Genomic DNA, 21,976 nt, shown 5'->3' with positions numbered 1-21,976 from the left:
GGTCAGTCCTTCAGTCCGGCATTGATGTCGGCGTTCATGACGTACTTCTGGAACACCAGGAAGACGACGATCAACGGGATCATGGAGATGACCGAACCGCCGAGCAGCACCGACCAGTTGATGTTCTGCGCGCCGACGAGGCTCTGGATGCCGATCTGCACCGTGAACTTCTCGGGGTCGTTCAGCATCAGCAGCGGCCAGATGTAGTCGTTCCACCTCCACTGGAACGACAGGATGGCGAGCGTCAGCATGATGGGCCGGGAGAGCGGCACCATGATCCGCATGAAGATCGACAGCTCACGCGCGCCGTCGATGCGGGCGGCCTCGATCAGCTCGTCGGGGACCGTCAGGAAGAACTGGCGGAACATGAAGCACCCGGTCGCGGTGAGCAGGGCCGGGAGGATGATGCCGGAGAGCGAGTTGTAGAGGCCGAGGTCGCGGACCACCAGGAACAGCGGGGCGAGCATGACCTCGGCCGGCAGCATCGTGGTGGCCAGGATGCAGAGGAAGAAGGCCTTCAGCCATTTGTTGTCGTACTTGGCCAGCGCGTACCCGGTGCAGCAGCTGACTCCCACCGTGAGGATCGTCGCGATCACACACACGATGATCGTGTTGACGAAGTACCCGGAGAAGTTGGCGCTCGCCCACGCCTCCTTGTAACCCGACACGGTGGGGTTGTCCGGGAACACCGTCAGCGGAAGGGAGAACAGGTCTCCCGCCGGTTTGAAGGAGCTGAGGACGAACCACAGCACCGGGATCCCGTAGAGGCCCGCCAGGACCCACAGCAGAGTCGTCGGGGCGATCGCGCGCCGAAGCCCGCCGGTCGCCGAGCCACGGGACCGTTTCCTGGGGACGGCCGGCACGGAACCGGCGTCGGACTTGCGCACTGTGTCTGTGGTTGTCATCGGTTCTCCACCCGCCGGTTGACCATCATCTGGATCACCGCGACGGCCATCAGGATGAGCATGAGCACGAACGACGCGGCGCTCGCGTAGCCGATCTGGCCCGACTTGAACCCCGTCTGGTAGATGTACTGGACCAGCAGGTTGTTCGACGTTCCGGGTCCGCCGTTGTTGAGGGAGGCGAACACCGCGTATTCCTTCATCGCGTGGATCGTGTTGAGCAGGACGACGATGAAGGACGTGGGGGCGATACTGGGCAGGGTGATGCTGAAGAACTGGCGCCAGGGACCGGCGCCGTCGAGCGCGGCGGCCTCGTAGTACGACGTCGGGACGTTCTTGATCGCCGCGATGAACAGCAGCATGGAGAAGCCCGTCCAGGCCCAGGCCGCCGCCACCACGACCACGATCAGTGACAGGTCCGCGTTCGACTGCCAGGGAACGGCGCTTCCGCCGACCTTCTCGATGAAGTAGTTGACCAGTCCGAAGTTCTCACCGAACAGCCACCGCCACAGGACGCCCACGATGATGGGCGACAGCAGCCACGGGATGAAGAAGAAGATGCGGGCGACCGACGCGCCCTTGGCGTTCTTGCTCACCAGCAGGTTGGCGATGAGCAGCGACAGCACGAAGTTCAGCGGAACGAAGAGCACGGTGTACAGCAGCGTGCGGCTCGTCGCGTCGTAGAAGGTCGAGTCCCCGAGCAGCTTCTGGTAGTTGTCCAGTCCGACGAACTGGAACTCACCCACGCCCGTGTAGTTCGTGAAGGAGTAGACGAGCCCGATCACCGCCGGCCAGACGAAGAACAGCGCGAAGAGCACGACATTGCCCGCGATGAGGACGAGCGGTGCGAGGGTGTACTTGCTGCGTCTCCTGGGCGGGCTCACGGACACGTCCGAAGCGTCCGAGGCGCGTTTTGTCATCTTCCTGACTCCGTGCTGGTGGAATGGATTCCTGGGGCTCACGCCATGAGCGAGGCCTTGGCCGGTCGGCCGGGCCGGGCGGCGGGGTCGAGACACCGCCGCCCGGGCCTGTCGGCCTGCGATCAGCCGCCGACCTGCTGGTTGTAGCCGTCGACGATGTTCTGAAGGGCCTTGTCGGACGACTGCTCGCCGTTGATCGCCTTGCCGAGCTCCGCCTTGGTCGGGTCGTCGGCGAGGCTCTTGCCCTTCAGCACCCAGTTCGTCTGCGCGCTGTTGAAGTAGCCGGAGATCGGGTCGTAGAGCGGGATGGACTCGTTGTAGAGCTTGAACGCCGCCTGCGCCGCCTCGGACTTGAAGGGGTACTCCGGGTTCAGACCGCTCTCGACCGGCAGGAAGCCGGAGGTCTCGCACAGCGTCTTGTAGTGGTCGGGCTCGTAGAGCCAGGACAGGAACTTCTTCGCGGCAGCGGCCGCGTCGGCGTTGTTGTTGAAGCCGACCGTCATGCCACCGCTGTTGACGTCACTGGCCTGCACCGGCTCGGCGGGGGTCGGGACGCTCGCCCACTCGAACTTCGTGATGCTCTCCGAGTAGGCGGCGACCTGCCACACGCCGGACCAGTAGGCGACGACGTCACCGCTCTGGAACATGGCCGACGGGTCGGCGCCGCTGGTCCACACCGACTTCGGCATGGTCTTGTCGTCGTTCCATCCGACGAAGGTCTTCACGGCCTTCTTGGTCGCCTCGTCCACGGAGAACTTGCCGGAGTCGTCGGCGTGGACGTACTTGCCGCCCGTCTCGTACACCATGGCGCGCAGCCGGGAGGGCGACTGGTCGAAGGTGAGGGAGTACTTGGCGCCGGTCTTCTCGCGGACCTTGTCGGCCGCCGCGATGAAGTCGGTCCAGGTCCAGGTCTTGTCGGGCGAGGTCGGGTAGGCGACGCCGGCCTTCTCGAAGAGCGACTTGTTGATGAACATGCCGGACGCGGTGACGTCCGAGGGGATGGACAGCACCTTCCCGGAGGAGTCCTTGGCGACGAAGTTGGCGTTGATCTTGTTCGTCTTGTTGTCGGCGATGTCGCCGAGGTCGATCAGCTTGTTCGACCAGATCGGGTCGAGCGCCGGCACGGCCGCCACGTCGGGCAGCGAGTTCGCCTGCGCGGAGTTGCGCAGCTTCGTCGCGTAGCCGTCGTAGGGGATGTTGACCAGCTTGACCTTGACGCCGGTCTCCTTCTCGTACTGGGCCACCATCTTCTTCCAGCCCGCGTCCTGCCCCGGAACCGTGGAGATCCAGAACGTCAGCGACTTGGAGGTACCGCCCGAGTCCGATCCCGACCCGCAGGCGGAGAGCAGCAGGGCACCTGCCGTCGCCACGGCAGCGAGGGGAACCAGGCGGCGCATACCGCCGCGGCCGAGTCGGCGGGAGCGCCGCACACCCACAGTGGTCATCTTCGATCCCATTTCGTCAGAGGGGACGGAGCACGGCGCCGACGTAGGCGGCACTGGTGCATTTCGGAGGAGAGTTCGCTTTCCGAGGGCGCGGCCTCGCCCGGCCGCGTCATCCTGACAGGAGAGGGTCCCCGGCCGCTGTGGCCGTCGCCGCACAAGCACGCCCTGGTGCGGTTGCCGTACGTCGAGTACGGGCGGGACGCTCGCCCAAGCCGGTGTCCCGACCGACTTAGAAAGCGCTTGTCCGGACATTGGCAGACCGAGTCGCGGGCCGTCAATCCTTGGTCCGCGCGGCCTCGGTCACGGTTTGGACTCCCCGGGCGACCGCGAGCCGTGCCGCACCGGCGACCGTGCCGAGATCGCCGACCGTGCTGCTGACCACCTCGGTGGGCCAGCTCAGCCGCGCCAGCTCGGCCCGAACACCGGGCAGGAGCTGGGGATCCGCGCCGGTGCTGCCCCCCAGCACGATCAGGCCCGGGTCCAGCACCGCGGTCACGGCGGCGGCCAGCCGGCCCACGTCCACGGCGTGCCGGCCGACGACCGCGCAGGCCGCGCTGCGGCCCTCCCCGGCGAGGGCGAAGAGCCGCTCGGTGCTGCGCGGGCACGGGCCGTCACCGTCCTGCCAGGCCGCGGCGGCCCGACGCAGCAGGGAGCGGGCGCCGATGTACTCCTCCAGGGCCTCACGGTGCGGCTCGCGCTCGTCGTCCCACGGATAGGGCAGCCGGGCCAGCTCTCCGGCGGCCCCGTTCGATCCGCGCAGCACCTGGCCGCCCACGACGATGCCGAGACCGATACCGACGCCGATCCGCAGATAGCCGAAGGTGTGGCGGCCGCGGGCGGCGCCCTCGTGCAGCTCCGCCAGCGCGGCGCAGTTGACGTTGTTCTCCAGGTGGACGGGCACGCCCGGCGGCAGCGCGACGGTGATGGCGTCGAACACCGGTCCGGCCTTGGCGGTCGCGGGACGCATCCCGCTGCCCTGCCGGTCGCGGGCGGCGACATCACCGACGGCGACGACGATGGTGCGCAGCGGGACACCGCCGGGCAGCGCGTCGAGCGCCTCGCGCACGGCGCCGGCGGCGTCCTCGCGGGAGGCCGTGACCTCGGCGAGCGGGCTGCCGTCCAGGGCGCAGCCCCGGACCCGGGTCAGGGCGGGGCCGAGATCGACGGCGAGCACGGCCCCGGCGGCCGGCCCGAGCCGGTAGACGGCGGCGGAGCGGCCGGTGCCGCTGGACGCGGTGCCGGAGTGCGCGGCGAGCCGTGCGGTCTCCAGCTCCGCCACGGCCGCGGACACCGTCGGTTTGGACAGCCCCGCCAGGCTCGCGAGCTGCGGCCGGGTGGCGCTGCCCGCCTGGGCCAGCACGGCGAACACCGCGCTCGAGCTCTCGGTCAGGCGGGGGGCCTCCGCCACGTCGCGTTCCACAGTTTCCCCCACACGGGTACGGGCCGCGCGCCCGGACCGAACGTCTCGGGGGGCTGCGGCGATGGGATGCACCGACGTCGCGCCTTCCCGTCCCGCGGCGGCCCGGACGGGCCCCTCGGTGGTCGCGTGCGCGATTCCTCTTGACGCACTGTACTTCGTTAGTTAACTTCCTAACGAACTTCACGGTACTCGCCTGCCGTGCCTCACCAGAAGCCCGTCCCGGGGCTTCCCTAGTTCACCGAATCGCTTTTCCCGCGGTCCCGGCTCGCCCGCCGTCGCAGCAGCTCCACGCAACGACGAAAGAGGATCCGTGCAGGACTCTCCCCCCGCGTGCCCCCTCGTGGTCGGCGTCGACGTGGGCGGCACCAAGACGCATCTGCGCGCCCGGGCGGGCGACGCCGTCGTGGCCGACCACGTCCGCGCCAGCGCCGGCTGGCGGCCGCACGACCCGGCCGCCGCCGCGCGCTGGCTGGCCGCCGTCGTCCACGAGGCACTGCCCCCGGGCGCACACCCCGCCGCGTTCGCCGTGGGGGCGCACGCCTGTGAGACACCGCGCCAGTGCGCGGAGATCCGTACCGCCCTCCACGACCTGCTCGGCGTGCCCGCACGGGTCGTCGGCGACGCCGAACTGCTCGTCCCCGCCGCCGGCCTCGACAAGGGGGTCGGCCTGGTCGCCGGCACCGGTTCGGTCGCGGTGGGCCGGCTGCCCGACGGCGGCCCGGTCCAGGTCGGCGGCTGGGGCGCGGTCCTCGGCGACGAGGGCGGCGCCGCCGGTCTCGTCCGGGAGGCGGCCCGCGCCGTATGGGCCGCGCACGACCGCGGCGAGGAACCCGACGCCCTCGCCCGTGCCCTCGTCGCCGCGTTCGACGTGCCGGAGATCCCGGCGCTCGGCGCGGCGCTGGAGGGCGTCTCGGACGTCTCCGCCGAGTGGGGCCGCCGTGCCCCCGCCGTCTTCGCGGCCGCCGCCGAGGGCTCACCGCTCGCCCACGCCGTGATCGCACGGGCCGGCGCGGACCTCGCCGCGCTCGTCGTCCGGCTCGCCGCCCGCGGGGTCGCGGTCGACGACGTGGTGGTGGCGGGCGGCACGGTCCTCGGCCAGCCCGCGCTGTACGAGGCCTTCACCGCCGCGCTCGCCCAAGCGCTTTCCGGGGCCCGCCCGCGGCGGCTGACCGGCCCGCCGGTCGAGGGCGCCGTGGCGCTGGCACGTTCGCTTCTGTGAGGCGACCACCGCCCGTTCACCCTCAGGACACGCACCGGCCGCCGCATCCTCGCGGACGGGACACGACCCGGCCGTAGATCTTCGCTCGGACGCATCATCCGGCTCGGAAGTCACCAGAAGACCGACGAGTCGCACACGATCGCACCTCTTCCCTCTGGCCGCAGGCCACAGAACTCGAGAGAGGCACACCCATGCCGTCACCCGCCGGGACCGACACCCCCTCGGCCGTGAACAGAAGGCGCTTCCTGAAGACCTCCCTCGGTGGCTCGGCGGCGCTGGTCGCCGCCCCGACGCTGGTCTCCTGGCTGGGGGCGGCCGACGCCAAGGCCGCCACGAACCCGCTGCCGTTCGTCGACGACTACCGGACGAACCTGACGACGAACCTCACGCCCGAGACCAACGCCGTGGTGCGGATCCTCGGCGGCTTCGCGCGGATATGGAAGACCGGCGGCGCCTGGAACACCGGCACACCGCTGCGGCCCGAGATCCTGCGCGCCAACGTGCGGTACTGCGCAGCGGTCACCACGGCCCGCACCGAGGCGCAGGGCCGGGAGGCGTTCGTGTACGACCGCCAGCACCAGAGCTACGCGATGATCGGCGGCCTCGGCCCGCTGGCCGGCCTGTACAGGCAGGGCGCCAAGGCGGTCACGTCGATCACCGCCGCGCCCGACACCACCCCCGCGACGACCGTCAGTGACGCCGTGCCCGCCGACGCGCCCGCCGGTTCCGCGATCGGCGCGGGCTCGTACACCTCGGACCTGGGCCTGGTCGCCAAACTGGTCGACACCGTGCGCGGCCCGTTCGCCTCCGGCAACCCGGGCAAGTACGCCTTCCAGTACCCGCGTCCGTGGCGCATGAACGAGAACAGCGAGGTCGTCGACACCGGGCGGACCGACGCGCTCGGCTACCCGGTGTACGACTCGAAGGTGGTCGTGGTCCCGCAGCTGCTGCGCCAGCGCGGCACCTCCCCCGCCGACGACGGCGGCTTCCCCAGCGGCCACACCAACGCCTTCCACCTGGCGTCGCTGGCGTTCGCGTACGCGGTGCCCGAGCGGTTCCAGGAGCTGGTGACCCGCGCGCTGGAGCTGAGCCACACCCGGATCGTGTCCGGCATGCACTCCACGGTCGACGTCCTCGGCGGCCGCGTGATGGCCACCGCCCTGGCCGCGGCCGCCCTCGCCGACCCGGCCAACGCCGAACTGAAGGCCGCCGCGCGCGCCCAGGCCCTGGCCTGGTTCACCGAGCGGACCGGCACCACGGCCGACACGCTGTTCGCCCACGCGCACTCCGACGCGAACGACGCGTACGCCGACCGCAAGGCCAACGCCCGCGCCAACCGACCGCGGCTGACCTACGTCCTGGAACGGCAGGGCCGCAAGGAGCCCCTCACCGTGCCCAAGGGCGCCGAGGTGCTGCTGGAGACCCGCCAGCCGTACCTGACCGCCGCCCAGCGCCGCGAGGTGCTGCGCAGCACCGCGCTGCCCTCCGGATACGTGCTGCTGGACGGCTTCGAGCAGTGGGGCCGGCTCGACCTGTTCACCGCCGCCGACGGCTACGGCTCCTTCGACTCGGACGTGACGGTCACGCTGGAGGCGTCGAAGGGCGGGTTCCACACCGCCGACGCGTGGCGCAACGACATCGAGGGCGACGGCGGGCTGACCAAGCGCGGCTCGGGCACGCTGACCCTGACCGGGCACAACCGCTACCACGGCGGCACCCTGCTGGAGGCGGGCACCCTGGTCGCCGGGCACGCCGACGCGCTCGGCCAGGGCGATGTGCGGCTGACCGGCGGCACCCTGCGCGCGGGTCTGCCGGTGCGGGTGCGCGGCACGTGGGTCCAGGAGTCCGGCGCGGTGCTGGACCTGACGGTGCGCCGTGGGCACGGCGCCGTGCTCACCGTGTCGGGCCGGGTCCGGCTGGAGCGGGGCGCCGTGCTGTCGCTGCGCCCGGACCCCGAGCGGCCGCCGGTCGCCGGCACCGTCGTCCCGGTGATCGAGGCCTCGGCCCTGCGCGGCCAGTTCGACCGGGTGGAGCTGGACTCGGACACGCTGCGCGCCGTCCCCGTGTACACGGCGGACGGTCTGTCGGTACGGATCCTGAAGCGGTAACGGCTTCCGCGCCACAGGACGGACGGTCCGCACGGCCCCTCGGGGCCGGGGCGGGCCGTTCTTCGTTCGTGCGGCGGCTACGGCCGCCGGTGGACTCGGCTCCGCCGGGACCACGGCAGCCAGCAGCTCGGCACCGCCGGGGCGGCAGCGTCCGGCGCCTGCGGCTCCACCGAAGCAACGGCACCCGGCGCGCGCGGCATCGCCGGAGCGACGACGGCCGGCGCCTGCCGCCGGGCCGCGGCCATGGCGGCCCAGCGGCCCACCGCTCCGCCGCGGACACGGCGTCCGGCGCCTGCCGGCCGTTCGGCCCTCGCCGCGGTGGCATCCGGTGGCATCCGGGGACGTCGGCGGTGCCGACGGGAGGCCCCGGAAGCCGCCGGCCGGCGCAGGCCGGCATCGGCGGACCGACCCCCCCCCCCCGCATGCACAAGCGACCCGAGCGGTCCCGCCACCACGGGCCGACCCGCCCCCGTCACCAGGCCCGGCAAGCCCCGGCCGGCCCGGCCCGGCGCGCGCCGGAGACCGGCGGCGGACCCCGGCCGACCTGTCCGGCCCTTCCGACCAGGACGACGGACCCCCGCCGACCCGTCCGACCGGCACGGCCTCGCCCGGCACGACAGACCCCGTCGGCCCGGTCGGGCGCGCCCCGCGCGAGGGGCGGTTCGATCACGCTCTACCGACGGTAACCGCAAGTGGGATGCGCGAGGGAGCGCTCTCGGGCACCCTGTCCGGCACAGTCCGTGAGCTATGTTGAGCTGCGTGGGAGACAAAGGAGGCGCACCGGTGCCATCGCCCCAGCAGGCACGCGCACAGGCATCCGCCATCACCTCGGGAAAGACCGCGCCGGAGACGGAGGTGTCCCCGACCTCCCGGTTGCGGGCCCTCTTCGACGGACCTCATCTGTCCCCGGGCCAGCGGCGCATCGCCCAGTATCTGATCGAGAACATCACCGAGGCGGCGTTCCTGTCGATCACCGACCTCGCCGAACGCGTGGGGGTGAGCCAGCCCTCGGTGACCCGGTTCGCCGCGGCGGTCGGCTTCAGCGGCTATCCCGCGCTGCGGGAGAGGCTCCAGTCGATCGCGCTCGGCACCCTGGCGGGCGGGCCCGCGGCGGCCGAGGTGAACCGGAGCAACGAGCTCCAGGCGGCGGTCGACGCGGAGATCGAGAACCTGGAGAACCTGCGCCGCGACTTCGGCGACCCCGACCAGGTCATCGACATCGGCCGCAAGCTGTCGCAGTCGACACCGCTGACCATCCTGGGACTGCGGATCTCGGCCTCGCTCGCCGAGTACTTCGCCTACGCGGCCCGCCGGGTCCATCCGGACGTCCGGCTCGTGACCCGGGGCGGCAGCGTCGCCTACGACGCGCTGCTCCAGTCCCGGGAGGCGGGCGGGACCTGGGTGCTGGCGTTCTCGATGCCCCGGCACGCGACGGAGACGCTGACGGCCGTACGGGTGGCCCGCAGCGCCGGGCTGAAGGTCGCGCTGATCACCGACCTGTCGCTGGGGCCGGTGGCCGACGAGGCCGACGTCACCTTCGCCACCGGCACCGGGTCCCGGCTGGTCTTCGACTCCTACGCGGCCCCGGGGGTGGTGGCCGCCGCGGTGCTCCAGGCCATGACCGACGCCGGCCCGGAACGCACCCAGGCGAGGCTCGAGGAGTACGAGCAGATCGCCGAGCAGCACCAGTTCTTCCTGCGCGACTGACCGACCCCCCTCCCTTGAAAAACGACAGAGGGATCATTGCGGCCATTTCACGCATGAATGTTTTCATACGTCTTGCAAAGAGGTCGGCATATATAAATACTGCTCACGGCCGCACCGCCCACGAAGGGCACCTGAACGGGCACCCGAGGCCGCCGTCCCCTACCCACGTCGGCGCCCAGGGCGCTCGGGGCCTCTCCTCGAGAGAGCGCCCGCGGCGGCCCCGGTCATCCCCTGGACCGGGGCCGCCCCGAACGTCGGACCACCCGTCACGACGCCACCCTCCCGGAAGCGATGATCATGACCCTGACGACGACGACGCGGATCAGCCCGGACTGGCCGTGCCAGGTCAAGACCCCCGGCAGCTACGACTGGGAGCGATCCGCCGCGAAGTGGCTGCGCGAGCTGGTGCCCGCGCGCTACGCGAGCTACCCCGCCCTGCTGCGCCACCCGGTGCTGCTCGCCCGTCACGCGCAGCTCCAGGTCCAGCAGGAGGTCCGGGTGGCCCGCACCGCCCTCCAGACCGCCCGCGCCGACCTGCCCCGACTGGGCATGCCCGAGTCGGTCATCGAACACACGATCAAGCTGTACGCCGCCGAGGTCATGCAGCTCCAGCACATCGCCCGCAGCGTCCGCGCCGTGACCCAGGCCCTCGTGGAGCACGGCACCACGCGCTGAACGGCACGCTCCGCTCCGGGCGTCGCCCCTGGCGGGACGGCTGCCCCAAGGCCCTGATCAGCACGCCGCTCCTGTGCCATGCTCGGGGCGTGACGACAGAACCCGCCCCGCCCGCGGGCTCCGGCGCCGCGCCCGATCTGGCCGCGCTCGCCCGGGTCGTGGCCCACCAGCGCGCCGAACTGGACCGGTTGCAGGACCTGGCGGCCACCTCGGCCGTCCTGGAGCGGGCCACGGGCGCGGTGATGGCCCGGCTCGGCTGCTCCCCGGAGGCGGCGCAGGAGGAACTGCGCAGCCGGGCGTCGACCGGCGGGCGCACCCTGCTGGAGGAGTGCTGGATCACCCTCGGCGGACTCGCCCTCCTTGACCGCACCGCCCCCAGGCCGCCGCGCGCCGGCGTTCCCGCGCCGCAGCCCGTGCCCGCCGAGGAGTCCGACGACCCCCTCGGCCGGCTGGCCAGGGCCCTGGCCCGGGTCGGCGGCCCGCAGGACCTCGCCCGCACTCTGCTGGAGCGGCTCGCCCCCGACACCGGCGCCGACGCGGTGCTGCTCTACACCCGGCCGCCCGCCGGCGGACTGGAACCCCTCGGGCACGCCGGGACCGACGACACACCGGCCGACCGGTGGAGCCGGCTGCCGCCGTCGGCCCGGAACGCCGCGCTGGAGGCCCTCGACACCGGGCGGCCGTGCTGGCCGGAGGACCCCGCCGCGGACCTGCTCGACCACGCGGCGGCCGGCGACACCCGGACGCAGTGGCGCTCGCACGCCTGGCTGCCGGTGGCCGTCGGGGAGTCGGCGCAGGCCGTCCTCGGGATCCTGCGCCGGCGCGAGGGCCCGTTCCCGCCGCCCGTCCGGGAGTTGCTGCTGGCCGCGGCCCGGCTGTGCGCCGGCCCGCTGCACGGCTTCGGCGTCCGACGGGAGCCCGCCCAGGGCACCGCCGCGGACGCCGTGCAGACGGTGTTCGACCGGATGCCGGTCGCCGCGGTGCTGCTCACCCCGCTGCGCCGCCCGGCGGGCCGGGTCGAGGACTTCCGGGTCGACGCGGCGACCGCCGGCACCTTCGACGCGACCGGCCGGAGCGGCCGGGAACTCGTCGGCCTGCGCTTCCTGGAGTGCTGGCCCGCCGTGGCGGGCGAGCCGCTGTGGCAGGGCTGCCTGGAGGCGCTGGCCGGTACGGAAGCCTACGAGAGCGAGCCGTTCGCCCGGCAGCAGAGGGTGGAGGGCGTCAGTGAGCTGTCCACCTACTCGGCGCGGGCCGCGCGGCTGGGCGACGGGCTGGTCGTCAGCTGGGTCCGGCACGACCCCTCCGACCGGCAGGAACAGCGGCTCGCGGACGTGCAGCGGCTGGGCAACCTCGGCTGGGCCCACTGGAACCTGGTCACCGGAGAGGCGGCCTGGTCCTCCCAGGCGTTCGCCGTCCTCGACCGGGACCCGGCGCGAGGCGCCCTGCCGCTCACCCGGCTGACCCGGCTCACCGTGCCCGAGGACGGTCCGGCGCTGGCGCGGGCCGTCGGGACGCTGCTGCGGGACGGGCAGGCGTGCGACGTGCCGTTCCGGATCGCCGCGCGGGACGGCGTACGGCATCTGCGGGCGGTCGCCGAGGCGGTGACGAACGCTCAGGGCACCCCCGTCGAGGTGCACGGCTTCGTCCAGGACGTCACCGCGCTGCGCAGCGCCGAACTCGCCCTGGTCGCCACCGAGCGGGCGATCCTCACCCAGCACGGGATGCTCCAGGCCGAACGCACGGTGGCCGCCCGGCTCCAGGACGCGCTGCTGCCGCTGCCCAAGCGGCCGCTCCGGCTGGCCGGGCTGCGCGTCGACATCGCCTATCTGCCCGCGCAGTCGGGGCTGAACGTGGGCGGCGACTGGTTCAGCGCGATCGAACTCCCCGACGGCGACGCCCTGTTCGTGGTGGGCGACGTCGCCGGGCACGGCATGGACGCGGTCGCCGCGATGGCGCTGCTGCGATTCACCGCCAAGGGGATGGTCATCACGGGCTCGTCGTTGACGGGGGCGCTCACCCGGCTCAACGCCCTGCTGCTGCACTCCCGGGACCCGCACGGCACGGCGACCATGGTGCTGGCCCGCTACCGCCGCGGCGACCGGCGGCTGGAGTGGGCACAGGCCGGACATCCCCCGCCGCTGCTGGTGCGGGCCGGGGAGGCGGCCTATCTTCGGCGGCCCGCCGGGATCCTGCTCGGCGCGAGCGAGACCCCGCACTACACGGAGGCGGACGTCCGGCTCGCCCCCGGCGACCGGCTGCTGCTCTACACCGACGGCCTGGTGGAGCGGCCCGCGGAGAGCATCGACCGGGGCCTTGAGCGGCTCGCCCGCGCGGCCGCGGCCGAACCCGCGCCGCTGGGGCGGCTGCTCGGCACGCTGCTGGATCCCGAGGGACGGGACGACGTGTGCGTCCTGGACATCCGGGTGCCCGAGGACACGGAGGAGTAGGGAGGGCGGACGGCTCAGTCGTCGCGGTGGCGCCAGTACCAGACCGCCCCGACGACGAGGGCCAGCAGGAAGGCGACGGGCAGCACCAGACCCGGGATGCGGGAGACGTTCATTCGGACGGCTTTCGGCTCGACGGGCCGACGTGCCGAACGCGCGCCGACCCCGCGAGCATTGTGACACGCGCCACATTGCCGTCGTCGTCGTTTCCGCGGGGTCAGCGCCTCACCCGCCGGTGCGCGACTCCAGCGCCTCGCGGGTGTCGTCGCCGTAGACCCCGTCCTCGTCGCCGCGGATGCCGTACCAGACCTGGAAGCGGGCCACGGCCTCGGTGAGGACGGCGTCGTAGCGTCCGTCGGTGGCGCCGTTGTCGTACACGTTCGGGATGCGCAGCAGCCGTTGCTGGAGGTCGGTGACCTCGGTTCCGCTGTCGCCCTCGCGCAGGGTGCCCCCGCCGTCGGGGTCGGCGGTGGGCGAGGGTGCCGTGGCCGCGGGGCTCGGGGTGGCCGACGGGGGTGTCTGCGCGGCCGCCGCCTCGCCGCCCCGGCCGGGCAGCAGCAGGGCGCAGGCGAAGCCGACGAGTGCCGCCGCGGCGACGGCGACGGTCACGGCGGCGCGGCGCAGGCCGACGCCGGATCCGGGGCGCCTGCGGCCGTCCGGCTCCCGCGGGTGAGCGGCCCGGGTGCCCGGCCGCGCCGTCTCCCGGGCGCCGGGCGCCGTGAGCGGGGATCCGGCTCCGGGGGACCGCGCGGGCGCGGCGCCGCCCCGGGTGCGTCTGCCGTCGGCACGCCGGAACGTCGATCCCGTCCTGAGATGGCGCCCGCCGACGGTCGGGGCGGCGGTGCCCGCGCCGAAGAAGTCCGTCCCGCCGGCCGGCACCTGGGGAAGTTCCTCGGTCGGGTCCTCCACGGCCGCCGAGGGCTCCGGCAGCGGTACGGCCTCGTAGGCCTCGGTGCCGGTGTCCTCGGTCATCTCGCGGAACAGTTCCGCGAGAGCGTCGGTGTTGCGTGGCCGCAGGACCCGGATGGGCTCCAGGACCGGTCGTTCGTGGGGCTCCTGCCCCGGTTCGGCCGGTGTCGGCACGCTGGTCTCCCTCCGTCCGTGTCCCCGGGGAGAGATACGGGCGCGCGGGCGGCGGGGTTCAGCCGGCGAGGAAGCGGTGCAGGGAACGGGTGGTCGCGGCGACGAAGGCGTCCCGTCCGGCGTCGTCGAGGACGTCCAGGGACAGGTACGGGTTGAGGTCCTCCAGCTCCACCAGCAGCAGCTCGCCCCCGGGGGCCCGGCAGGCGTCGACCCGCTGGATGCCGTGCGCGAGACCGTTCCACTCGATGAAGCGGCGGGCGAACTCCCGGTCCTCCGCGGTCGGCGCGTACGGCTGGAGGTCCCAGCGGCGGGCCGGGTCCGGGGCGTACAGCGCGTACTGGAGGTCGTGGTCGACGAAATAGAAGGAGACCTCGTAGGAGAACTCCACCCGGGGCTGGACCAGGATCGACCCGTAGGTGAGCGCGGGCAGCAGGTCGGCGGTGACGAACTCCAGGCCTATGGAGTCGGCGCCGAGCTTGGGCTTCACGGCGTAACGGTCCGCCGCCGGGAGGCGGTGCAGATCGTCCGCGCGGTCGACGGTGGGGATGACCGGGAAGCCGGCCTCGGTGAGCTCCAGGAGGTACTGCTTGCCGGCCATGTCGGCCTTGCCGGTGAGCGGGTTGTAGACGCGCGCCCCGGTACGGGTCGCGTGCTCGCGGAACGCCCGGTACTGGGCGGCGTACCCCAGGACGGGGCCGCTGTTGCGGACGACGACGGCGTCGAAGCCGTCCATCAGCCGGGCCGCGTCGAGCGGATGGCACAGGGCCAGGTCGAAGTGGGCCCGCAGCCGGGAGGTGAGGTGGATGTCCTCGTCGCAGTAGCGGCGCCCGCGGGCCGGGTACGCCAGGTCGGTGACGTACAGGAGGCGGGGGCGGGCGGCGGCGGACATGCGGGGCTCCTCGCGGGGTGGGGAGGGGTGCGGGTGCGGTGCGGTGCGGAAAGGTTACGTCGGGGCGGCGGGCGTGCCGGTCGGGGGCCGGACCTCCGTACAATTTGAGTCCGTACGACCACCGGGGTGCCGTGCCCCGGAGCGCGATCCGAAGGAGCCGCCCGTGCCCGGCCAGCGTTCCATCACCGAAGCAGAGGGGCTCGCGTCGGCGAAGCTCGGCGGGATCCCGATCCGCCGGGAGCAGATGGCGGCGGTGGCGAACATCTACCGGGCCGCCTCGGCGGTGCGCCAGCACCTGGAGAACTCGGTGCTGCGCGGGTCCGACCTCACCTGGACGGCGTTCGTGGTGCTCTGGGTCGTCTGGGTGTGGGGCGAGTCGGAGACCCGGCACGTGGCGGAGGAAGCGGGGATCTCCAAGGGCACGCTGACCGGGGTGGCGCGCACCCTTCAGGCCCGGGGGCTGCTGCACCGGGCGGCCCATCCGAGCGACGGCCGGCTCGTGCTGCTCAGCCTCACCGACGAGGGCGAGGAGCTGATGCGACGGCTGTTCCCGCAGTTCAACGAGGAGGAGGCGTTCGTCACCGGCCGGCTCGACGACGAGGAGTGCCGCGGGCTCGCCCAGGCGCTGCGGCAGGTGGTGCTCCAGGTCGAGGAACACGGCGAGGAGCGCCGGCACACCCTGCTCGACGGCGCGGAACCGGCGCCCCGGCGCAGCGGCCGGCGGCCCAGGGCCTGAGATCGCCCGGAGATCGCCCGGAGATCGCGGGGTCCGGCCGGGTCGTACGATGGCAGGACCGTCGTTCTCTCCCGAAGGGCTCGTTCACCCGTGACCACCGCAACACTTCTCGACGGCAAGGCCGCCGCGGCCGACATCAAGAACGAACTCGCCCTCCGGGTCCAGGCGCTCAAGGAGCGCGGCATCCACCCGGGACTGGGCACGATCCTCGTCGGCGACGACCCGGGCAGCCTCTCCTACGTCGGCGGCAAGCACCGGGACTGCGCACAGGTCGGCATCGCCTCGATCCGGGTGGAACTGCCCGCCGACGCCTCCCAGGCCGATGTCGAGGCGGCCGTGCTGCGGCTCAACGCCGACCCGGCCTGCACGGGCTTCATCGTGCAGCTTCCGCTGCCCGCCCACATCGACACGCACGCGGTGCTGGAGCTGATCGACCCGGTCAAGGACGCCGACGGACTGCACCCGACGAACCTGGGCCGTCTGGTGCTGGGCATTCCGGCGCCGCTGCCCTGCACCCCGCGCGGCATCATCGACCTGCTGCGCCGCAACCTGGTGCCGATCACCGGTCAGCAGTTCTGCGTCATCGGCTGCGGTGTCACGGTGGGCCGTCCGCTGGGCCTGATGCTGACCCGGGCCACCGAGCACGCCACGGTCACGCTGTGCCACGAGGCGACCCAGGACACGGCCGCGCACGCCCGCGAGGCGGACGTGGTGGTGGCCGCGGCCGGTGTGGCGCACCTGGTCCGCCCGGACTGGATAAAGCCCGGCGCCACCGTGCTCTCGGTGGGCCTGACCCGCACGGTCGAGGGGGTCCTCGGCGATGTGCACCCGGACGTCGGTGACGTGGCCGGGTCCTTCGCGCCGCCGATCGGCGGGGTGGGTCCGATGACCCGGGCCATGCTGCTGACCAACGTGGTCGAGGCCGCCGAGCGGCTCTGACGTCAGGTCCGCCGCGCGGCGGCCGCGCCCACCAGGGCGTCGAACACCCCTTGCTGGGCGGGGTCCTGGTGCGCGGTGTCCTCCGGGTGCCACTGCACGGCCGTGAACCAGCCCCGGGCGCCCGGCAGTCCGAGCGCCTCCACCGTGCCGTCGGCGGCGGTGGCGGTGACCGTGAGGCCGGCGCCCACCCGGTCGACGCGCTGGTGGTGGTAGCAGGAGACGTCCGCCTTCTTCTGGCCGACCGCCGCCGCCAGCGCCGTGCCCGGCGCGACCCGCACCGGATGCACCCGGTGGCGGTGGTCGAGGTCCGGGCCGCCCATGTCCTGCTCCAGGGTGCCGCCGAGGGCCACGTTGACGACCTGGAGACCGCGGCAGACGGCCAGCAGCGGCAGGCCCGCGGCCAGGGCGGCGTGGGCGGCGGCGAGGTCGAAGTCGTCCTGGAGGTCGTCGACGTCGTAGACGGCGGCATGGGTGCCGGCGGCGCCGTACCGGTGCGGGGCGAGATCGCCGCCGCCGGGCAGCAGCAGACCGTCGAAACGGGCGAGGCGGGCGGGTGCGCCGGCCGGGTCGGCGGGGTGGACGGTGACCGGTTCGCCGCCGGCCCGCCACACCGCCTCCACCAGCGCGCGGGCGTTGACCTCGGCGGCGAAGCGCAGCGCCGAGGTGGTGGCGGAGAACCGGGCGGGAATCGCAATGAGCGGCCGCGGGGACGTCGTCACAGCTGGATCCAGGTGGTCTTCAGTTCGGTGTACTTCTCCAGGGCGTGGGCGGACTTGTCGCGTCCGTTGCCGGACTGCTTCATCCCGCCGAAGGGCACGGTGAGATCGCCCTCCTCGTAGCAGTTGACCCAGACCGTGCCGGCCCGCAGCGCGCGCGACACCGTGTGCGCGGTGGACAGGTCGGCGGTCCACAGCCCCGCCGCCAGGCCGTACTCCGTGGCGTTGGCGAGCCGGACCGCCTCCGCCACGTCGTCGAAGGCGAGGACGGACAGGACCGGGCCGAAGATCTCCTCGCGGGCCAGCCGTGTGCCGGGGCCCACCCGGTCGAAGACCGTCGGCTCCAGATAGGTGCCGCCGGTGCCGGCGAGCGTGCGGGAGCCGCCGGTGAGCAGCCGCGCGCCCTCGGCCAGGCCCGTGCCGATGTGGTCCTGCACCCGCTCCAGGTGTCCCTCGCCGACCAGGGCGCCCATCTCGGTGGCGGGGTCGAGCGGGTCCCCGACCCGGACCTCGCGCGCCCGCCGTACGACGGCCTCGGTGACCCGTTCCGCGACGGAGGAGTGCACGAGGAGCCGGGAGGGGGCGGTGCACATCTCGCCCTGGTTGAAGAAGATCCCCCAGGCCGCGGTCGCCGCCGCCCGGTCCAGGTCGGGGGCGTCCGGGAGGACGATGTTGGGGGACTTGCCGCCGAGTTCGAGCCAGACCCGCTTGAGGTTGGAGTCGGCCGCGTAGCGCAGGAAGTGGCGGCCGACGGCGGTGGAGCCGGTGAAGGCGAGGACGTCGACGTCCGGGTGCAGGCCGAGCGCGCGGCCCGCGGTCGGTCCGTCGCCGGTGACCACGTTGAGGACGCCCGGCGGGAGCCCGGCCTCGGTGCCGATCCGGCCGAGGAGGAGCGCGGAGAGCGGGGAGGACTCGGAGGGCTTCAGTACGACGGTGCAGCCGGCCGCGAGCGCCGGGGCGACCTTCCAGCCGGCCAGGGTGAGCGGGAAGTTCCAGGGCACGACGGCGCCGACCACCCCCGCCGGTTCACGGGTGACCAGGGCGAGGGTGTCGGGGGCGGTGTGCGGGGCCTCGTCGGTGAGCTTGTCGGCGAGCTGCCCGTAGTAGCGGAAGGTGGCGATCGCGGCGCGCAGTTCGATGGCGTACGCGTCGGTGAACGGCTTGCCCATCTCCAGGGTGACGGTGAGGGCGAGCCGCTCCCGCTGCTCTTCCAGCAGGTCGGCGATGCGGAGCAGGACGCGGCCGCGGTCGGCGGGGGCCAGGCGCGGCCAGGGGCCGGTGTCGAAGGCGCGGCGGGCGGCGGCGACGGCGTGGCCGACCTCGGCGTCGGTCGCGTCGGCGACCCGGGTGAGGACCTGTCCGTCGCGTGGGGAGACGACGGCGAAGGAGGGGCCGGAGCCGGGTTCGTCGGTGCCGTCGATGTGATGGTGGGCGGGGAACTCCAGTGCCTTCGCGCGGCTCAGGAGTTCGTCGTGGGTGAGGGCCGACATGGGTGTCCTTCGGGAGTGTGCGGGGGCCCGCCGGCGAGCGGGCCCCCGCCGGGGGTGCGTCGGAGCGGGTGTCACCTCCCCGGCCGGGCGACCGGGAAGGTGACACGAGCTCTCAGCGGGCGCGGACCAGGCGGGCGGTCGCGGCGCCCAGCAGCAGGACCGCCGGAACGGCCAGCACGAGACAGACGGCCGTGGTGCTGTCGCCGCCGATCAGGGTGGTGAAGTTGGCGAGGACCACCCAGATCACGGCGGCGATGCCGAGGGCGCCCAGGGCGGGGGCGACCAGGGTGTTCCACGCCCGGGTGTCGAGGCGCTCGCGCCGGAAGAAGACGATCACGGAGACCGAGGTCAGGAAGTACAGCAGCATGCAGGCGAGGACGCCGACGCCGCTGAACCAGGAGAAGAGGGTGAGCACCGGATCCTTGCCCGCCAGGGCGAACGGCACGACCAGCACGGCGGCGATCGCGGTCTGGACGAGCCCGGCCGCCCAGGGCGCGTGGTGGTCGTTGACCGCGCGCAGCCGGGCGGGCAGCAGGCCCTCACGGCTGAGGGAGAACAGATAGCGGTTGGCGGAGTTGTGGAAGGCGAGGATGCCGGCGAAGAGCGAGGTGGCGAGCAGGACCGGCAGCACGTCGTTCACCCAGCCGCCGAACTGGTCCGCGATCGGTGCGAAGACGAAGACGGTGGAGTCCCCGCCGGCCAGCGCCTCACCGGCCGCCGCGGTGGCCTTCGAGGGGCCGTACGCGGAGATCAGCATCCAGGAGGTGAAGGCGAAGAAGCCGGTGACGACCGCGACCGAGAGATAGGTGGCGCGTGGGACGGTCCGGTGCGGGTCGCGGGCCTCCTCGCCGTAGATGGCGGTGGCCTCGAAGCCGAACATCGACGCCACGGCGAACATCAGGGCCACGCCCGGCGCGCCCTGGAGGACGGCGCCCGGGGAGAAGGTGTGGGTGAAGCCGAGGCCCTCGGGGCCGCCGCCCTTGACCAGGGTGACCAGGGCGAAGACGAGCAGGATGCTGAACTCGGCGAGGACGAACACCGCGAGCACCTTGGCGCCCAGCTCGATGCCCGCGGCACCGAGGACCTGGACGACGACCATGGTGCCCAGGGACCACACCCACCAGGCGATGTGGACGCCGGCGTAGTGCTCGACCAGGCCGGCGACGGTGAAGCCGTACAGGCCGTACATCGCGGCCTGGACCGTGCAGTAGGCGAAGAGCGCGACGGCGGCGCTGCCGCTGCCGGTGGTGCGGCCGAGGCCTTTGCCGATGTAGGTGTAGAAGGCGCCCGCGTTCACGACGTGGCGGCCCATGGCCACGAATCCCACCGAGAACAGCAGGATCACCGCGCCGGCGACGGCGTAGGCGGCGGGGGCGCCGGGGCCGTTGCCCACGGCGACCGCGATCGGGACGGCGCCCGCGATGCCGGTGAGCGGCGCCTGGGCGGACAGGACGAAGAAGAGGATGCCCAGGACACCCAGGGCGTTGCGTTTGAGGGTCGCCGCGGAGCGGGGGGCCTCTCCGGTCTGAGGAGCTGTGCCGACCGTCTGACTGTCCACTCGGATCACCTGCTGAGGGGAAGGGAGGGTTTTCGTTTAGAGCCAAACGAGTTGCCTCATGGTGGGCTGGAACTATCCATCTGGCAAGGGGGTGGGGCGGGGAATTTACGCCCGGGAAACCGTGGACGGCGCCGGCCCGGGGCGTCACGGAGAACCCCCCGCCGCGGGCGCGACGGGGGGCTGCGGATCGGGCACGCTCAGTCGCGCTCCCCGGGCGGGCGTCCGCCCAGGTCCCGCAGGAGGGTGTGCAGCTCGGCGAGGGCGGCCTCGGTGTCCGCGCGGTCGCCGATGCCGGTCAGCTGGTGCAGGACCAGCCCGTCCAGCGCGGCGAAGACGAGCCGGTTGAAGGCCGGGCTCGCGCCCTGGGGCAGGATCCGGTTCAGCTCCCGCTGGGCGGCGCCGAAGTACTCGTCGTACAGCTCACGCACCTGCGCCAGCAGCTCGGGCCTGCGGCGCGCCTCCAGCAGCAGTTCGTACTGGTAGGCCTGGCCGTCGGGGTCGTCCTCCACCATGTCCGCGAGGCCCGCCACGAAGTCCTCGGGCCGGCCGGTGCCGGACTCCAGGAGACTGCTGCTGAGGCTGGTGCGCACCGCGTATGCGAGCGACTCCTCGATCAGCGCGTCCCGGGAGCCGAAGTGGTGGACGACGAGGCCGTGGGTGACCCCGGCCTCCTCCGCCACGGCCCGGTAGGTGAGGTGACGCAGCCCGCGCCGCGCCACCACCCGTACGGCGGCCCGGAGCAGCGCCTCGCGGCCCTCCCCGTACCCCAGCCGCTTGCGGGCGCGGGGGCGCGGGGCCGGCGGGGTCTCGGCGGGTTCGCTCATGGCCGCGACCCTACCCGCCGCCGGCCGGACCGCTGCGGGGCGCCGTCCCAGGTCAGTCCCGGCGGGGCGGGCGGACGCCACGGAACTCCCAGTCGCCGCCGAGCGCGGTGGACAGCACCTCCTCGGACTCGGTGGGCTGGGCGCCGACGTCCGCGCGGATCGCCGTCGGGCCGGTCACGATGTGGTTGGTGAGCCGGCCCAGTCCCTCCACCTCGACCTCGACGACGTCGCCGGGCCGTACGGGCCGGGAGTTGGCCGGGGTGCCGGAGAGCAGCACGTCGCCCGGGTACAGGGTGATGGTGCGGGCGATGTCGGCGACGAGGTAGTGCATGTCCCAGGTCATCTCGTCGGTGGAGCCGTCCTGCACGACCTCCCCGTTGACGTACGTCCGCAGCCGCTTGCCGTGGAAGTCCCAGTCGGTGACCAGGCCGGGGCCGAGCGGGCAGAGGGTGTCGGAGCCCTTGACGCGGAGCATGGAGCCGGCGTCGGTGTCCCGGAAGTCGTGCAGGCCGTAGTCGTTGGCGACGGTGTAGCCGGCGATGTGGTCCCCCGCCTCGGCCGGGGAGATGTTCCGCGCGGTCCGGCCGATGACGATGGCCACCTCGCCCTCGTAGTTGAGCCACTTGCAGCCCTCGGGCCGCACGACGGCGCCCCGGTGGGAGTTGAGGGACGAGGTCGGCTTGTGGAAGTAGGTCGGGGTGTCCGGGAGACCGATCCGGAACTCGTCCACCCTGCTGCGGTGGTTGAGGTGGACCGCGATCACCTTGGAGGGCACCACGGGCGGCAGGTGGTGCGCGTCCTCGATCTTCACGCGACGGCCGTCCCCGGCGACGAGTTCCTCGCCGTCCCGGACGGTCTCGACGACCGCGCCGTCGAGGAGGATGCGGCGGATTTCGGGCAT

Annotated in this window: 18 protein-coding genes; 7 read left to right on the top strand and 11 right to left on the bottom strand. The window is 73.1% G+C overall.

Annotated elements, in window-relative coordinates:
• Positions 1 to 2: 2 nt before the first annotated feature.
• The 4 genes from IE275_RS01760 to IE275_RS01745 form a co-directional block, all read right to left on the bottom strand.
• Positions 3 to 905 carry a carbohydrate ABC transporter permease gene (locus tag IE275_RS01760; RefSeq protein WP_189706678.1) on the bottom strand — a complete coding sequence of 301 codons (903 nt, stop codon included), beginning with the start codon at positions 903 to 905 and terminating at the stop codon, positions 3 to 5.
• Complete coding sequence (locus IE275_RS01755; protein ID WP_189706676.1) at positions 902 to 1,822, bottom strand: carbohydrate ABC transporter permease; 921 nt, start codon at positions 1,820 to 1,822, stop codon at positions 902 to 904. The genes IE275_RS01760 and IE275_RS01755 overlap by 4 nt, the downstream gene beginning before the upstream one ends.
• Before the next feature lie 122 nt (positions 1,823 to 1,944).
• Entirely contained in the window at positions 1,945 to 3,267 is a 1,323-nt protein-coding gene (locus IE275_RS01750) for an extracellular solute-binding protein (protein WP_189706674.1), read from the bottom strand.
• 274 nt (positions 3,268 to 3,541) lie between these two features.
• The gene (locus IE275_RS01745) at positions 3,542 to 4,675 is read right to left on the bottom strand and encodes an ROK family transcriptional regulator (RefSeq protein WP_229870045.1); all 1,134 of its coding nucleotides are present in this window, start codon (positions 4,673 to 4,675) and stop codon (positions 3,542 to 3,544) included.
• Positions 4,676 to 4,997: 322 nt separating this feature from the next.
• Here IE275_RS01745 and IE275_RS01740 point away from each other — a divergent pair, with 322 nt between their 5' ends.
• The 5 genes from IE275_RS01740 (at position 4,998) to IE275_RS01720 (ending at position 12,843) form a co-directional block, all read left to right on the top strand.
• Positions 4,998 to 5,906: an N-acetylglucosamine kinase gene (locus IE275_RS01740; RefSeq protein ID WP_189706670.1), complete on the top strand. Its 909-nt coding sequence runs from the start codon at positions 4,998 to 5,000 to the stop codon at positions 5,904 to 5,906.
• 191 nt (positions 5,907 to 6,097) lie between these two features.
• Positions 6,098 to 8,014: a phosphatase PAP2 family protein gene (locus IE275_RS01735; RefSeq protein ID WP_189706668.1), complete on the top strand. Its 1,917-nt coding sequence runs from the start codon at positions 6,098 to 6,100 to the stop codon at positions 8,012 to 8,014.
• 783 nt (positions 8,015 to 8,797) lie between these two features.
• The gene (locus IE275_RS01730) at positions 8,798 to 9,721 is read left to right on the top strand and encodes a MurR/RpiR family transcriptional regulator (RefSeq protein WP_189706666.1); all 924 of its coding nucleotides are present in this window, start codon (positions 8,798 to 8,800) and stop codon (positions 9,719 to 9,721) included.
• Between the two features lie 291 nt (positions 9,722 to 10,012).
• A complete protein-coding gene (locus IE275_RS01725) occupies positions 10,013 to 10,396 on the top strand; it encodes a hypothetical protein (RefSeq protein WP_189706663.1) in 384 nt (127 codons plus the stop codon).
• A gap of 89 nt (positions 10,397 to 10,485) precedes the next feature.
• Complete coding sequence (locus IE275_RS01720) at positions 10,486 to 12,843, top strand: SpoIIE family protein phosphatase (protein ID WP_189706661.1); 2,358 nt, start codon at positions 10,486 to 10,488, stop codon at positions 12,841 to 12,843.
• A gap of 222 nt (positions 12,844 to 13,065) precedes the next feature.
• On the opposite strand, the gene IE275_RS01715 is transcribed toward IE275_RS01720, so the two are convergent.
• On the bottom strand, positions 13,066 to 13,923 hold the full coding sequence (locus tag IE275_RS01715; protein ID WP_229870044.1) for a peptidoglycan-binding domain-containing protein: 858 nt from the start codon (positions 13,921 to 13,923) through the stop codon (positions 13,066 to 13,068).
• A 58-nt stretch (positions 13,924 to 13,981) separates the two neighbouring features.
• Positions 13,982 to 14,812, bottom strand: a complete 831-nt coding sequence (locus IE275_RS01710) for an ATP-grasp domain-containing protein (RefSeq protein WP_189706659.1) — start codon at positions 14,810 to 14,812, stop codon at positions 13,982 to 13,984.
• A 163-nt stretch (positions 14,813 to 14,975) separates the two neighbouring features.
• Between IE275_RS01710 and IE275_RS01705 the strand changes: the two genes are divergently transcribed.
• A complete protein-coding gene (locus IE275_RS01705; RefSeq protein WP_189706657.1) occupies positions 14,976 to 15,548 on the top strand; it encodes a MarR family winged helix-turn-helix transcriptional regulator in 573 nt (190 codons plus the stop codon).
• A 90-nt stretch (positions 15,549 to 15,638) separates the two neighbouring features.
• Positions 15,639 to 16,487, top strand: coding sequence for a bifunctional methylenetetrahydrofolate dehydrogenase/methenyltetrahydrofolate cyclohydrolase (locus IE275_RS01700; protein WP_189706655.1), 849 nt, complete (start codon positions 15,639 to 15,641; stop codon positions 16,485 to 16,487).
• A gap of 2 nt (positions 16,488 to 16,489) precedes the next feature.
• Here IE275_RS01700 and IE275_RS01695 read toward each other — a convergent pair whose 3' ends face one another.
• The 5 genes from IE275_RS01695 to IE275_RS01675 all read right to left on the bottom strand — a co-directional run bounded on the left by IE275_RS01695 (position 16,490) and on the right by IE275_RS01675 (position 21,976).
• Positions 16,490 to 17,206 carry a gamma-glutamyl-gamma-aminobutyrate hydrolase family protein gene (locus tag IE275_RS01695; protein WP_189706653.1) on the bottom strand — a complete coding sequence of 239 codons (717 nt, stop codon included), beginning with the start codon at positions 17,204 to 17,206 and terminating at the stop codon, positions 16,490 to 16,492.
• Positions 17,203 to 18,693, bottom strand: coding sequence for an aldehyde dehydrogenase (locus tag IE275_RS01690; protein WP_189706652.1), 1,491 nt, complete (start codon positions 18,691 to 18,693; stop codon positions 17,203 to 17,205). The genes IE275_RS01695 and IE275_RS01690 overlap by 4 nt, the downstream gene beginning before the upstream one ends.
• A 112-nt stretch (positions 18,694 to 18,805) precedes the next feature.
• Positions 18,806 to 20,251, bottom strand: a complete 1,446-nt coding sequence (locus tag IE275_RS01685; RefSeq protein ID WP_189706650.1) for an APC family permease — start codon at positions 20,249 to 20,251, stop codon at positions 18,806 to 18,808.
• Between the two features lie 197 nt (positions 20,252 to 20,448).
• Entirely contained in the window at positions 20,449 to 21,075 is a 627-nt protein-coding gene (locus IE275_RS01680) for a TetR/AcrR family transcriptional regulator (RefSeq protein WP_189706648.1), read from the bottom strand.
• Between the two features lie 52 nt (positions 21,076 to 21,127).
• Complete coding sequence (locus IE275_RS01675; protein WP_189706646.1) at positions 21,128 to 21,976, bottom strand: fumarylacetoacetate hydrolase family protein; 849 nt, start codon at positions 21,974 to 21,976, stop codon at positions 21,128 to 21,130.

The sequence above is a fragment of the Streptomyces phaeofaciens genome (assembly GCF_014648915.1).
Classification (GTDB): Bacteria; Actinomycetota; Actinomycetes; order Streptomycetales; family Streptomycetaceae; genus Streptomyces; species Streptomyces phaeofaciens.
Note: the sequence above shows the minus strand (reverse complement) of the source record. Positions and strands in the feature narration are given on the sequence as shown.